This is a genomic window from Leucobacter sp. M11, assembly GCF_035726885.1.
GTDB lineage: Bacteria > Actinomycetota > Actinomycetes > Actinomycetales > Microbacteriaceae > JAPFRB01.
Map to the genome: position 1 here is coordinate 192,124 of NZ_JAPFRB010000005.1, position 12,231 is coordinate 204,354.

Genomic DNA, 12,231 nt, shown 5'->3' on the forward strand with positions numbered 1-12,231 from the left:
GCGGACGTCTCTGACACTCAGCGATGTCCTCGGCCGGCCTCCCCGGGGCGTGGGGAGTGCCGTCGGACCTGTGCATCCATTCAGGCTCGCGTCACACGTGAGCTGTTCGCTGGTCACACGCCGGATCAGGCCGCACCGGCGATCCGGTTCGCTGATCTCGGGTATCGCGTCGAGGTTGTCTCGGTCGCGACCACGGCACCCGTGTCGCGGCTTTCGGCAGCGATACGCTCGCTCGACATCGGGTATCCCGCGGTGGGCCGGTGGACGCCGCCCGCCGCGCACGAGACCGCACTGGAACACTCCTCCGAGGTCGTCGCAGCGCTCGAACGGCTTCCGCAGGTCGCGCGCGTGCCGGTATTCTCTCGCGAGAGCCTGCTGCACACGAATTCCCGCACAGAGAACGGCGAATGGACACGACCTGGGACGGCGACCCAAACGTTCAGGGCTGAGCAGCACCGCCGCCTTGATGACCGGGAAGCCGACGCCTTGCCGTTGCGTTCTCCCGTGAGGCACGGTGCTCCGCACGAAGCACCGTCGGAGACAGGGCGGCGGCCACCCGGCATCGGGCGGTAGCCTGGAAGCGAACGACACGGAAGTGGCGGGTGATGATGCGACGGATCAACGGTGAGCAGTTCGGTCGGTGGAGCCTGCGTCTCGATGCCGGATACTGCGTGCTGCTGGGCGTGGGGCTCGCGGCGTTTTCCGGGAAGATCGCCGAGGGCGTCGCGGTGCCGTCCGCCCTGATCGCGACAGCCGGGATCGCTGTCGTCGTGTGGGCCGGGGGTATTCTCTGGATGCTGGCCCGCCTCCCGTTGCGTGCCGCGCTCCGCCTGGTCATGGTCGCGAACCTCCTCGCCGCGGTCGCCGTGGCGTTCGCATCGTCCGCCGCCGCGACACTCCTGGTCATCGCCGCGGTCGTGACGGTCGCCGTCGATATCGCGCTCTTCGCCACCAGCCAGGCGATCGCTCTGCGGACCCTCCCTGCTCCCGGCTGACACGCCTCGGGCCTGCTCGCTCGAAGGACTCCTAGGACCACAACACCGCCTCCCACCGTGGATCCGGCGAAGAACGGCACACCAGGGGCTCCGCGATCCGCTCGACGTCGGATGCGGCGATGGGCTCCTCCTGGAACGCCGTGCCCCTGCGCTCCGGTCAGTGCCGGGAATCGAACCGAACGCCGCCGCAATCGCGCGAGCAGAACGGCGCGTGCGGCACAGTGATGCGCAAGCAGGGGCCGCAGTGCCTCTGCGTGAACGACCAGCGCGGCATCTGCTTCCGCTCGATCACCGTGACAGAGCTCACGACACTGATTGAGAACGCCGTGCTGTCGGTGTTCGTTCGTCTCGCGCTGACCCCGGGGCAGTTGCCCAGCCGGACCGGTGAGGTTGACGGGGAGCGCGAGGCACTGGCTGAGCTGTTGGCGTCCGACCGTGTATTCCTGTTCTCAGAACCCGAGCCCGCGCAGCCACGCGAGCAGATCGTCTGCACGCGTGTCAGCGCTCTGCTCGGTCCACGCACCCGCAGCACGCTCATCGACCAGTCGGCCATCGCGCAGATAGACCACGCGATCGGCTCGAGCGGCGCACTTGGGATCGTGGGTCACCATCACGATGGTGGAGCCGGCACGGTGTGCATCGGTGAGCGCGTTCATCACCTCGACCGTCATGCTGCCGTCCATCCCCACCAGGAAGTCGAACTCGGTGTGCTGGGTGACGAAGAGATTGTCGATCAGGCGGTCGCTGAAGTCCCCAGACTCGCCCGTGCCCGAACGGTTCCAGCCGATTGCCGCACTGTCGAAGCCAAGCAGCTGTTCGATCAGCCATGACTGGATCTCCTCGTGCTGGTCGGCGAAGCCTTGCAGCGCTGACTGGTCGTAGTCGCCCGTGTGCATCTGGAGGAAGTGCGGGGGCTTCGCCTCGTCGAACAGCTGGCTTATGGAAGACAGCAAGCGTTCCATCACCATCGCGCCGGTGGCCATCAGGAATGCGCTCAGGATGAGTACCACGGTGAGGTCGTTGTCGCTTCGCGATTGCGGCGAAGGTCATGTCGAGCGTATTTCCAAAGTAGCGATCGTGCGGACGTCAACTGAGGCCCCAAACGCCGGGGATCGGTCCAGACAACCAGGTCAGTACACGGTGGTACGCGATGTCCAACCGAATGTTCACAACTGATCCGACGCTGACTCCCGCGGCCAAGCCTCAGCTGAGTGGCGCTCACGCTGCGTTCGCCCGCCCTGACGCTCCCGCGAGCCGCGCACGCAGGCGCACACTCGGGGTGATTGTGGGGTGATTTTCGGCGGAGCGCACTCCACCCATCGGAAAACACGAAAACCCCCGGGCTGGCCGGGGGTTTTCTCTCGGTGGGCGATACCAGACTCGAACTGATGACCTCTTCCGTGTGAAGGAAGCGCGCTACCAACTGCGCCAATCGCCCGCTGCGTTGCGGTGTGCTCCTCGTCTCCGGGGTGCCAACTCGATCAATCATACACAGGACCGCTGCCCGGGCAGAAACGGGGCGCAGCCCGGGTGTGTCCCGCGCAATCCCGCGCCGGGTCACTGCTCCGAGGCGGGCGGGGCGAGGTTGCTGTCAATCGTGCGATCCAGCTCCGCCGAGGTCTCGCTCAGGGCCGCGAGCTGCTCGCGCAGGCCGTTATAGCGATCGATGTCCGCGTTCAACGCGGAGCGCTCGCCCTCCAGCCAGTCCCGGCGCAGACCGAGCTCGGTGCGGATCTGGTCAAATTCCCAGGGCGCATTCGAGAACTCGTAGTTCGCGTTCCGGGTCTTGAACGAGGCAAGGTCCTGATCGTAGGCCTCGAGTTCCGCCGTGTACGCATCGCTGCGCTGCTGGATGGACTCGGCGAGCTGCTTCATCTCCGTCTCGAGGGCCTCTGTCTGCTCCTGAAGCTCCACGAAGACTCCGTGGTAGCGGTTAAACAGATTCACAACCCCGGAGCGATCGGAAAACCAGGTCTTGTAGTGCTGCTCCAGCTCGGCGGGGAGGGAGGCGACCTCCGTACCCAGGACGGAGTGCAACTCGTTCGCGAAGGCCGAGCGGCCGAGGTGGGCATAAAGGTCCATGCGCTCCTTGAGGGCCGGGTCCTCGGTGCTGAGGTCCGCGTAGGCGGTTTCGAGCTGCGGCATCAGGGTCGAGACCTCCGCCTCGGAGAGGCGGGCAAAGCTCGCGTGCAGCAGCTCGTGCGCCGCCGTCACCTCGACGACGCCGCTCAGTCGCTCATCCGCAACCTCAAAGAGGTGGATGCGGCCATCCGCGTAGCACCCGAGGACGTGGCCGTCGTCGCTGTGGCTCACGTCCTTGCACTGCTGATTGAAGCGCTGGCTCGACTCAACGGTCGGCTTCGACGCCAGGAAGATCAGCTCGCCGGAATCGCTCAGTGCCAGCCGGTCAATCACCTGGAGCACCCGGGCGGAGGGTTCGTAGTTGGCCGCCTCGAAGCGGTCCTGTAGTTCCTGGCGCTTCGTGACCACGTAGAAGACACCGACGGCGAGCAGGGCCAGCACCAGTAACCACGCCGCCATCTTCTGTCCAGAACGCGCACCCGATGCCATGCCCATCATTATGGGGGACCGCGCCTGGGTGACCGGTGCACGCCACGCACCCGAAGGTCACGGAATCGACACGCCGATTTCACCCCGGAAATCCGGGCGAAACGCGCGGGGTGCGCACCCCGATTTGTGACGAGCTCCGCGATCCATGTAATGTATTCCATGTACACGGCAACGTGAACAACGCGGATGTGGCGCAGCTGGTAGCGCATCACCTTGCCAAGGTGAGGGTCGCGAGTTCGAATCTCGTCATCCGCTCGAATGAGGATCAGGGTCACCTGAAACTCACTCATGTGTGGGGCATCCACGACGGTGGCGTGGCCGAGAGGATAGGCAGCGGCCTGCAAAGCCGTCCACACGGGTTCGAATCCCGTCGCCACCTCGCAGCACAGATAACTGAATATACAACTCAATAGCCTCACAGTAGGCGCGATTGGCGCAGCGGTAGCGCGCTTCCCTGACACGGAAGAGGTCACTGGTTCGATCCCAGTATCGCGCACTTAAACAAGTAAACCCCCGGGACTCCGTCCTGGGGGTTTACTCGTTGTGCGCGGATACCGTGATCTCTCGCAGTGACCTCAGGGAAAAAGCGAACGCTGGCGCGTTCGCTCTGATTTTTCCCTGCTGGTTCGATCCCAGTATCGCGCACTTCAACGAGAACGACCCCTGGGACTCCGTCCTGGGGGTTTTCTCGTTGTGCGCGGATACCGGGCTCTCCGCAGTGACCTCAGGGAAAAAGCGAACGCTGGCGCATTCGCTCTGATTTTTCCCTGCTGGTTCGATCCCAGTATCGCGCACTTAAACAAGTAAACCCCCGGGACTCCGTCCTGGGGGTTTTCTCGTTGTGCGCGGATACCGGGCTCTCCACAGTGACCTCGCGGCAAGGGGGAGGGCTACCCCCAGATCGTTTCCAGATCGGGGACCGGGGTGTCCGCCGCCGCAGCCGCGGCGGCGTCCGCGTCGCGGAGGGCGAGCGCGGCCGTGACAAGGGCCGCATGATCGGTGATCAGCGCCGTGGCCTGCGCGAGGGTGGGCTCGGGCGCATCCCGGAACGCGGCGAGGCTGTCGCGGGCCGCGTCGGCGGTCGCGGCGAAGGCGCGCGGGCTGCCGGCGGGGTGCGCCTCGGCCCACGCCGACTCCGTTTCTAGCGCCAGGGCGACCGCCGGGGCAAGGGTCTCGGCGGCGGCGCGCACGCGCTCCTCGGCCGCGTCGCGTGCGGCGGTGACGCGCTCCCGCTCCGCGGCAACCTCGCCGGCGGCCCGCTCGGCATCCGCTTCGGCTGCCCGGGCGCGCTCGACGAGCGCCCGGGTAATGCGAGCCTCGTCCGCGTCCGGGAGGGCCTCGCCCGCGAAGGGTTCGAGGGCCCCGGCGGTGGGGTCGTCGCCCGCGGTGGCCTCGGCAAACGATGCGGCCAGGGCCACGACGGGCGCGTTGGTCTCGGCGGTCACCAGTTCCGCTGGGGCAGTCGCCGCGACCTGGAGGGCGGGAAGCAGCCGCTCGTTCGCCTGCTGCAGGGCGCTCTCCCACTGATTGCGGGCGACGGTGGTCCGCGACTCGTCCAGGAGGATGCCCGCCCGCGTCAGCTCCTCCTGCATGACGGCGGAGCGATAGTCCACCCGCATCGCATTGCCGGTGCCCCAGACGATCCCCGCGACGGCGACCGCCGCTACCACGACCCCCGCGCCCGCCCAGGCGAACAGGCGGGTCCGTGCGCGTTGCTTCGTGGCCATCGTCGGATCCTCTCCGGCCGGGGCCTCGGAGCAGCCCCGGTTCCGCACACAGCCTAACCGGGCCGAGCAGCCCAGCGGAAACGCGCGGCACTGAGCGAGGCAAAGCGCCCGCGCGGTAGGATGGTCGGGTATCTGATCGCCTATACCAAGGAGCCTGTTTCGTGACGGATGGATTCTCCCGCTTCACCGACCGCTCGGTCGTCGCCATGACTGTCAACGGGGAGCTCCGTGACCTCGCCGCGACGATCGGCCCGGACGATACGGTTGAGCCCGTGACGATCGACTCTCCCGACGGTCTCAACATCCTGCGCCACTCCGCCGCGCACGTGCTCGCCCAGGCGGTGCAGCGCATCAACCCGGAGGCGAAGCTCGGCATTGGCCCGCCCGTCACCGACGGCTTCTACTACGACTTCGACGTGGCCGAGGCATACAGCCCCGAGGACTTCAAGGCCATCTCCAAGGAGATGGACCGGATCATCCGGCAGGGCCAACGCTTCGTGCGCCGCGTGGTCACCGACGACGAGGCCCGCGCCGAGCTCGCCAACGAGCCCTACAAGCTGGAGCTGATCGGCCTCAAGGGCTCCGGCGACGCCGTCGGCGAGGACAACGAGTCCGTCGAGGTCGGCGGCGCCGAACTGACGATCTACGACAACGTCGACCCGAAGACGGGCGAGGTGTGCTGGTCCGACCTCTGCCGCGGCCCGCACCTGCCCAACACCCGCATGATCGGCAACGGCTGGTCCCTCATGCGCGTCGCGAGCGCCTACTGGCGCGGCTCCGAGCACAACCCGCAGCTGCAGCGCATCTACGGCACCGCCTGGCCCACCAAGGACGAGCTGCGCGCCTACCAGACCCGCCTCGAGGAGGCCGCGAAGCGCGACCACCGCCGCCTGGGCACCGAGTTGGAGCTGTTCAGCTTCCCCGACGAGCTCGGCTCCGGCCTCCCCGTGTTCCACCCCAAGGGCGGCATCATCCGCATGGAGATGGAGGGCTACTCGCGCCGCCGGCACGTGGAGGAGGGCTACTCCTTCGTGAACACCCCGCACATCACCAAGGGGCACCTCTACGAGGTCTCCGGGCACCTCGACTGGTACCGGGACGGCATGTTCCCCCCGATGCACATCGACGCCGAGTACCACGAGGACGGCACGGTCAAGCGGCAGGGGCAGGACTACTACCTGAAGCCCATGAACTGCCCCATGCACAACCTGATCTTCCGGGGCGAGCAGCACTCCTATCGCGATCTGCCCCTGCGGATGTTCGAGTTCGGTTCCGTGTACCGCTACGAGAAGTCCGGCGTGGTGCACGGGCTCACCCGCGTCCGCGGGATGACCCAGGACGACGCCCACATCTACTGCACCCGCGAGCAGATGAAGGACGAGCTCACGAAGGCGCTGAACTTCGTGCTCGGCCTGCTGAAGGACTACGGCCTGGACGACTTCTACCTGGAGCTCAGCACCAAGGACCCCGTGAAGTTCGTCGGCGAGGACGCCGCCTGGGAGGAGGCGACGAACACGCTCGCCGAGGTCGCCGCCGAGTCCGGGCTGGAACTCGTTCCCGACCCGGGCGGGGCCGCCTTCTACGGCCCGAAGATTTCCGTGCAGGCGCGCGACGCCATCGGCCGCACCTGGCAGATGTCCACCATCCAGCTGGACTTCAACCTCCCCGAGCGCTTCGACCTGGAGTACGCGGCCGCCGACGGCACCCGGCAGCGCCCCGTGATGATTCACCGCGCGCTCTTCGGCTCGATCGAGCGCTTCTTCGGCGTGCTCACCGAGCACTACGCCGGGGCCTTCCCCGTCTGGCTCTCGCCCGTGCAGGTCGTCGCGATCCCCGTTGCTGAGGAGTACGCGGACTACCTGGGCGATGTGGTGGAGCAGCTGACGCGGGCCGGGGTGCGCGCGAACCTCGACCGCTCCGACGACCGCATGCAGAAGAAGATTCGCACGCACACGAAGCAGAAGACCCCGATCCAGCTGATCGCGGGGGAGAACGACCGCGCCGCCGGCACCGTCAGCTTCCGCTTCCGCGACGGGACCCAGCTCAACGGGGTGCCCGTCGCCGAGGCCATCGCCCGGATCCGGCAGGCGATCGATACCCGAGAGCAGGTGCTCACGGCATGGCCCGCCTAGATCTGAACTCCTACTCGGGGGAGGAACCGGAGTCGGCGGCCCACGTGACCGCGGAGGACGGCTTCCACCTCGCTGGGGTGCCCGATGAGTTCCAGCGGCTCTGGACCCCGCATCGGATGGTCTATATCCAGGACGGGCAGCAGCCGAGCCAGGACGACTGCCCCTTCTGCCACGCGCCCCGGATGAGCGACGAGGAGTCGCTCATCGTGGCCCGCGGCGAGCACGCGTTCGTCCTGCTGAACCTGTTCCCCTACAACAGCGGGCACCTGCTCGTCTGCCCGTACCGCCACATCGGGACCTACGACCTGGCCACGCCAGAGGAGGTCGCCGAGATCGGCGAGCTCACGCAGACCGCGATGCGCGTCATTCAGACCGTGTCCCGCAATGACGGCTTCAACATCGGCATGAACCAGGGCATCGTGGCGGGCGCCGGCATCGCCGGGCACCTGCACCAGCACGTCGTGCCCCGCTGGGCCCAGGACGCAAACTTCCTCCCCATCATCGCCAAGACCAAGGCGCTGCCGCAGCTGCTCGGCGAGGTCCGCGAGTCGCTCGCGAACGCCTGGCCGACCTCCGGCACCGAGCCCCCTGATGCCGCGGCGCCCACGCGCGCCCCGTCAGCAGCTCGAACGCCAGACTCAACCGAAGGATAGACACCGTGGCAGGACACTCAAAATGGGCAACAACCAAGCACAAGAAGGCCGTGCTTGACTCCCGACGCGCCAAGGCTTTCGCCAAGCTCGTCAAGAACATCGAGGTCGCGGCCCGCATGGGCGGCGCCGACATGGCCGGGAACCCGACCCTCGTCGACGCCGTGCAGAAGGCGAAGAAGACCTCCGTCCCGAACGACAACATCGATCGGGCGATTAAGCGCGGCGCCGGGCTCAGCGGCGACGCCGTCGACTACCAGACCATCATGTACGAGGGCTACGGCCCCAACGGCGTCGCGCTCCTCATCGAGTGCCTCACCGACAACAAGAACCGCGCCGCCGCGGAGGTGCGCACCGCGATGAGCCGCAACGGCGGCACGATGGCCGACCCCGGTTCCGTCGCCTACAACTTCGCGCGCAAGGGCGTCATTACGGTGCCCGCCGCCGAGCTCACCGAGGACGACCTGCTGATGGCCGTGCTCGACGCGGGCGCGGAAGAGGTGCAGGCGACCCCGAACGGTGAGGCCTTCGAGGTGCACACGGACCCGAGCGACTTGGTCGCGGCCCGCACCGCCCTCGTCGAGGCCGGGATCGACTACGACTCGGCCGAGGCCGAGTTCGTGCCGAACCTGAAGGTCGAGATCGACGCGGACACCGCACGCAAGGTGTTCCAGCTCATCGAGGCGCTGGAGGACAGCGACGACGTGCAGAACATCTTCGCGAACTTCGACCTGACCCCCGAGGTGCAGGCGGAGCTCGAGAACGACTAGCGGCTCCCGTGATCCTCTTCGGCGTCGACCCCGGCCTCACCCGGTGCGGGGTCGGCGTCGTTGACGCGGGACCCGGCCGAACGGTTGCCTTCCGTTCGGTGCACGTCCTGCGCAGCCAGGCCGGGGCGGACCCGGCCGACCGGCTCCGGGTCATCGGTGAGGGCCTGGCCGAGCTGCTCGACCGAGAACGGCCAGCGGGCATCGCGCTCGAGCGCGTCTTCGCGCAGAACAACCTGAGCACCGTGATGGGCACCGCGCAGGTCAGCGGCGTCGTGATGTTCCTCGCCGCGCAGCGCGGCATCCCCGTGACGATGGTCACCCCCTCCGAACTGAAGGCCCAGATCACGGGCTACGGCAACGCCGATAAGGCGCAGGTCACGCACATGGTGACGCGCGTGCTGGGCCTCGCGGAACCCCCGAAGCCCGCGGACGCCGCGGACGCCCTCGCGCTCGCGGTGACCCACGCCTGGCGGAGTTTTCGCGCCCCCCGAGGCGGGGCGGCCGCTGATGGTGCCGGGCTGACCCCGGCCCAGCTCGCCTGGCAGCGCGCGGAACGCGCCGCGAAGCGACCGGGCCCGCGGGGGAGCGCCCGGTAGACTCAGAGCGTGATTGCTTCTCTGCGCGGTGAGGTCCTCGAGGCCCGGTCCGGATACGTTGTTGTGGCGCAGGGCGGCCTCGGCCTGCGCGTCGAGGTGACCGCCGGGTACGCGGCCCAGGCCCGGCCCGGCTCGCAGGCCTTCCTGCACACCTCGCTCGTCGTACGCGAGGACTCGCTGACCCTCTTCGGCTTTGCCGAGGCGGAGGAGCTGGAGATGTTCGGCCTGCTCACCGGCGTGACCGGGGTGGGTCCGCGCTCCGCCCTCGGCGTGCTGTCCGCCGTGGACCCCGCGCGGATCGTGGCCGCGGTCACCGCGGAGGACGATAAGCCCTTCCGTGCGGCCTCGGGCATCGGCCCTAAGACCGCAAAGCAGATCGTGCTCTCGCTGACCGGCAAGCTCGGGCACCTCACCCACCTGAGCGAGGCGGAGGCCCCCGCGCTGCCCGCCGCGGACCTGGTCGGCGCGGATGTCGTGACGGCCCTGGCCGGGCTCGGCTACCCCGAGCAGCAGGCCGTGGACGCCGTGCAGGCCGCCCGGGACGCGGGCGCCGCCGCCGAGCAGGGGCCGCTGCTGCGGGCCGCGCTCGCGCTCCTGCAGGCCCCCCGGGGCGGGGGCCGCCCGTGAGCGAGCAGCTGTCTCCCGAGCCCGCCTCGGCCGCCGAGCTGAGCTTCGAGGGCGCGCTGCGCCCCGCCTCGCTCGGCGAGTTCGTCGGGCAGTCCCGCGTGCGCGGGCAGCTCGAACTGCTGCTGAACGCGGCCAGGATGCAGGACCGCACCCCCGATCACATCCTCTTCGCCGGGCCGCCCGGCCTCGGCAAGACGACCCTGGCCATGATTGTGGCGCACGAGGCCGGTCGTCCGCTGCACCTCACGAGCGGGCCCGCGATCCAGCACGCGGGCGACCTCGCCGCGGTGCTGTCCGCGCTCACCCCGGGCGAGGTGCTGTTCATCGACGAGATCCACCGGATGGCCCGCACGGCCGAGGAGATGCTCTACCTCGCGATGGAGGACTTCCGCATCGACATCATGGTGGGCAAGGGGGCCGGGGCGACCTCGATCCCGCTCGAGATCGCCCCCTTCACGCTCGTCGGGGCGACAACCCGGTCTGGGCTGCTGCCCAACCCCCTCCGGGACCGATTCGGCTTCACCGCCCACTTCGAGTTTTACGATGCCGGGGAGTTGGAGCTCGTCATCAGTCGCGCGGCCCGAATGCTCGGCTTCGAGATCGAGTCCGCCGCGGTCAGCGAGATCGCGATGCGCTCCCGGGGGACCCCGCGCATTGCGAATCGGCTGCTGCGCCGGGTCCGGGACTACAGCCTCGTGCACGGCCGACCCGGCGACCAAGAGAGCGTCGCCGCGGCGCTCGCCCTGTACGACGTCGACGCGGAGGGCCTGGACAGGCTCGACCGGACCGTGCTGCGGGCGCTCATCGAGCGCTTCGGCGGGGGACCGGTCGGCGTCACGACTCTCGCGGTGTCGGTCGGCGAGGAGGCGGAGACGATCGAGTCCGTCGTCGAGCCCTTCCTCGTGCGGGCGGGTCTCGTGAGCCGAACCCCGCGCGGCCGCGTCGCCACGATGCGCGCCTATGAGCACTGCGGGATCACACCCCCCGCGCAGCCCTAGCACGTTGGTCCCGGATCGGGGCCGCTCAGCCGAGAATTTGCGCAGAAGTCTCGGCCAGTTCACCCCGTAAATGCCCTATAGTCAGTAGGTGGCGTGGCCGATGCGGTCCTGTCAGCTCATGTTTCTCGCTCCGAAAGGTGTTCCGTGCCACTCGACCCGTTCTCACTCATCATGCTGGCAGTGCTCGCGCTGCTCATTATCTTCATGTTCCGCAACGGACGGAAGCGCCAGCAGGCCATTCAGCAACTCCAGAGCGGCATGCAGCCCGGCGCCGAAGTGATGCTCCAGTCGGGCATCTTTGGCACCGTCCTCGCGGTGGACGCCGAGGACAACCGCGTCACGCTGAAGACCGGTGACAGCATCATCGAGGTGCACCGCAACGCCATCGGGAACATCATCACCCCGGTTGACGCCCCGGCCGAGGACACCGAGACGCAGCTCGCTCCGGACGACGACCCCGCCTTCGGCGCCTCCGCGGACGCCGCGAAGAACGCCGAGGCCGCCGAGATCGCCGACTCCCTCGACGCCGTCGCTGATGACGCCGCCAAGCCCGCCAGCGACTTCACGCCCGCAGACCCGATGATCTCCTTCGGTGAGACCCCCGCGAAGCCCGACACCGACTCCGGTGATGTGGCTCCCGGCGACGAGGACCCGAAGAAGAACTCCTAACCTGCGACCAAGGGCGGGCGCCGCGCGCCCGCCCTTGTGCCGTCCACTCAGCAGAAAGCAGACGTTTCGTGGCGAAGAGCGCTTCCGTCAAAAAAGCTCGAAAATCTCTGATCTGGCTCCTCGTCATTATCCTGGGGCTCGTCGGAATGATCACCTATGGGGTCGTCAAGGACGACGCCAGCTGGAGTCCGAAACTCGCCCTCGACCTCGAGGGGGGCACGCAGATCCTGCTCGCCCCGAAACTTGAGGAGGGCGAGTCGGTCAACGCTGACCAGCTCCAGCAGGCGGTCTCCATCATCCGGCAGCGCGTGAACGCCTCTGGCGTCTCCGAGGCCGAGATCACGACCCAGGGCGGCCAGAACGTCGTCGTGTCGATCCCCGGGATCCCCGACGAGGAGACGCTGAACCGGATCGAGTCCTCCGCGAAGCTCGACTTCCGCCCCGTGCTCCTGCAGGCCGGCGGCACGGTCGAGTCCGGTTCGCTGACCGGCGAAAA

At 68.1% G+C, this 12,231-nt stretch carries 12 protein-coding genes, 4 tRNA genes and 1 pseudogene; 13 read left to right on the forward strand and 4 right to left on the reverse strand.

The genetic code is table 11. The annotated features are described in order from the left end of the window. Nucleotides 1–102: 102 nt before the first annotated feature. On the forward strand, nucleotides 103–573 hold the full coding sequence (locus OOT08_RS19230; protein ID WP_442916278.1) for a zeta toxin family protein: 471 nt from the start codon (nucleotides 103–105) through the stop codon (nucleotides 571–573). A gap of 32 nt (nucleotides 574–605) precedes the next feature. Then, complete coding sequence (locus OOT08_RS16265) at nucleotides 606–995, forward strand: hypothetical protein (RefSeq protein ID WP_325093872.1); 390 nt, start codon at nucleotides 606–608, stop codon at nucleotides 993–995. Nucleotides 996–1,444: 449 nt separating this feature from the next. Here OOT08_RS16265 and OOT08_RS16270 read toward each other — a convergent pair whose 3' ends face one another. The 3 genes from OOT08_RS16270 to OOT08_RS16280 all read right to left on the reverse strand — a co-directional run bounded on the left by OOT08_RS16270 (nucleotide 1,445) and on the right by OOT08_RS16280 (nucleotide 3,566). After that, nucleotides 1,445–2,005 carry a hypothetical protein gene (locus OOT08_RS16270; RefSeq protein WP_325093873.1) on the reverse strand — a complete coding sequence of 187 codons (561 nt, stop codon included), beginning with the start codon at nucleotides 2,003–2,005 and terminating at the stop codon, nucleotides 1,445–1,447. A 355-nt stretch (nucleotides 2,006–2,360) separates the two neighbouring features. Further along, nucleotides 2,361–2,433 (reverse strand) — tRNA-Val (locus tag OOT08_RS16275). 119 nt (nucleotides 2,434–2,552) lie between these two features. Further along, the gene (locus tag OOT08_RS16280) at nucleotides 2,553–3,566 is read right to left on the reverse strand and encodes a hypothetical protein (protein WP_325093874.1); all 1,014 of its coding nucleotides are present in this window, start codon (nucleotides 3,564–3,566) and stop codon (nucleotides 2,553–2,555) included. Between the two features lie 182 nt (nucleotides 3,567–3,748). On the opposite strand from OOT08_RS16280, the gene OOT08_RS16285 reads away from it, so the two are divergent. From OOT08_RS16285 to OOT08_RS16295, 3 genes are all read left to right on the forward strand, one after another. Beyond that, a tRNA-Gly gene (locus OOT08_RS16285) sits at nucleotides 3,749–3,821 on the forward strand. A gap of 53 nt (nucleotides 3,822–3,874) precedes the next feature. After that, nucleotides 3,875–3,945 (forward strand) — tRNA-Cys (locus OOT08_RS16290). A gap of 45 nt (nucleotides 3,946–3,990) precedes the next feature. After that, nucleotides 3,991–4,062: transfer RNA gene (locus OOT08_RS16295), tRNA-Val, on the forward strand. A 394-nt stretch (nucleotides 4,063–4,456) separates the two neighbouring features. Here OOT08_RS16295 and OOT08_RS16300 read toward each other — a convergent pair. Then, entirely contained in the window at nucleotides 4,457–5,293 is an 837-nt protein-coding gene (locus tag OOT08_RS16300; protein ID WP_325093875.1) for a hypothetical protein, read from the reverse strand. Between the two features lie 206 nt (nucleotides 5,294–5,499). Here OOT08_RS16300 and thrS point away from each other — a divergent pair, with 206 nt between their 5' ends. From thrS to OOT08_RS16340, 8 genes and pseudogenes are all read left to right on the forward strand, one after another. Further along, on the forward strand, nucleotides 5,500–7,425 hold the full coding sequence (gene thrS, locus OOT08_RS16305) for a threonine--tRNA ligase (protein ID WP_325094019.1): 1,926 nt from the start codon (nucleotides 5,500–5,502) through the stop codon (nucleotides 7,423–7,425). Beyond that, entirely contained in the window at nucleotides 7,413–8,078 is a 666-nt protein-coding gene (locus tag OOT08_RS16310) for an HIT family protein (protein ID WP_325093876.1), read from the forward strand. The genes thrS and OOT08_RS16310 overlap by 13 nt, the downstream gene beginning before the upstream one ends. A gap of 5 nt (nucleotides 8,079–8,083) precedes the next feature. Next, nucleotides 8,084–8,845: a YebC/PmpR family DNA-binding transcriptional regulator gene (locus OOT08_RS16315; RefSeq protein ID WP_325093877.1), complete on the forward strand. Its 762-nt coding sequence runs from the start codon at nucleotides 8,084–8,086 to the stop codon at nucleotides 8,843–8,845. Nucleotides 8,846–8,853: 8 nt separating this feature from the next. Next, nucleotides 8,854–9,441, forward strand: a complete 588-nt coding sequence (locus OOT08_RS16320) for a crossover junction endodeoxyribonuclease RuvC (protein WP_325093878.1) — start codon at nucleotides 8,854–8,856, stop codon at nucleotides 9,439–9,441. 9 nt (nucleotides 9,442–9,450) lie between these two features. Further along, nucleotides 9,451–10,068 carry a Holliday junction branch migration protein RuvA gene (gene ruvA, locus OOT08_RS16325; RefSeq protein WP_325093879.1) on the forward strand — a complete coding sequence of 206 codons (618 nt, stop codon included), beginning with the start codon at nucleotides 9,451–9,453 and terminating at the stop codon, nucleotides 10,066–10,068. After that, complete coding sequence (gene ruvB, locus OOT08_RS16330; RefSeq protein ID WP_325093881.1) at nucleotides 10,065–11,066, forward strand: Holliday junction branch migration DNA helicase RuvB; 1,002 nt, start codon at nucleotides 10,065–10,067, stop codon at nucleotides 11,064–11,066. Before ruvA ends, ruvB begins: the two co-directional genes overlap by 4 nt. Before the next feature lie 144 nt (nucleotides 11,067–11,210). Next, nucleotides 11,211–11,735, forward strand: a complete 525-nt coding sequence (gene yajC, locus OOT08_RS16335; protein ID WP_325093882.1) for a preprotein translocase subunit YajC — start codon at nucleotides 11,211–11,213, stop codon at nucleotides 11,733–11,735. A 68-nt stretch (nucleotides 11,736–11,803) separates the two neighbouring features. Beyond that, a pseudogene (locus OOT08_RS16340) lies at nucleotides 11,804–12,231 on the forward strand (protein translocase subunit SecD); the annotation flags it as partial.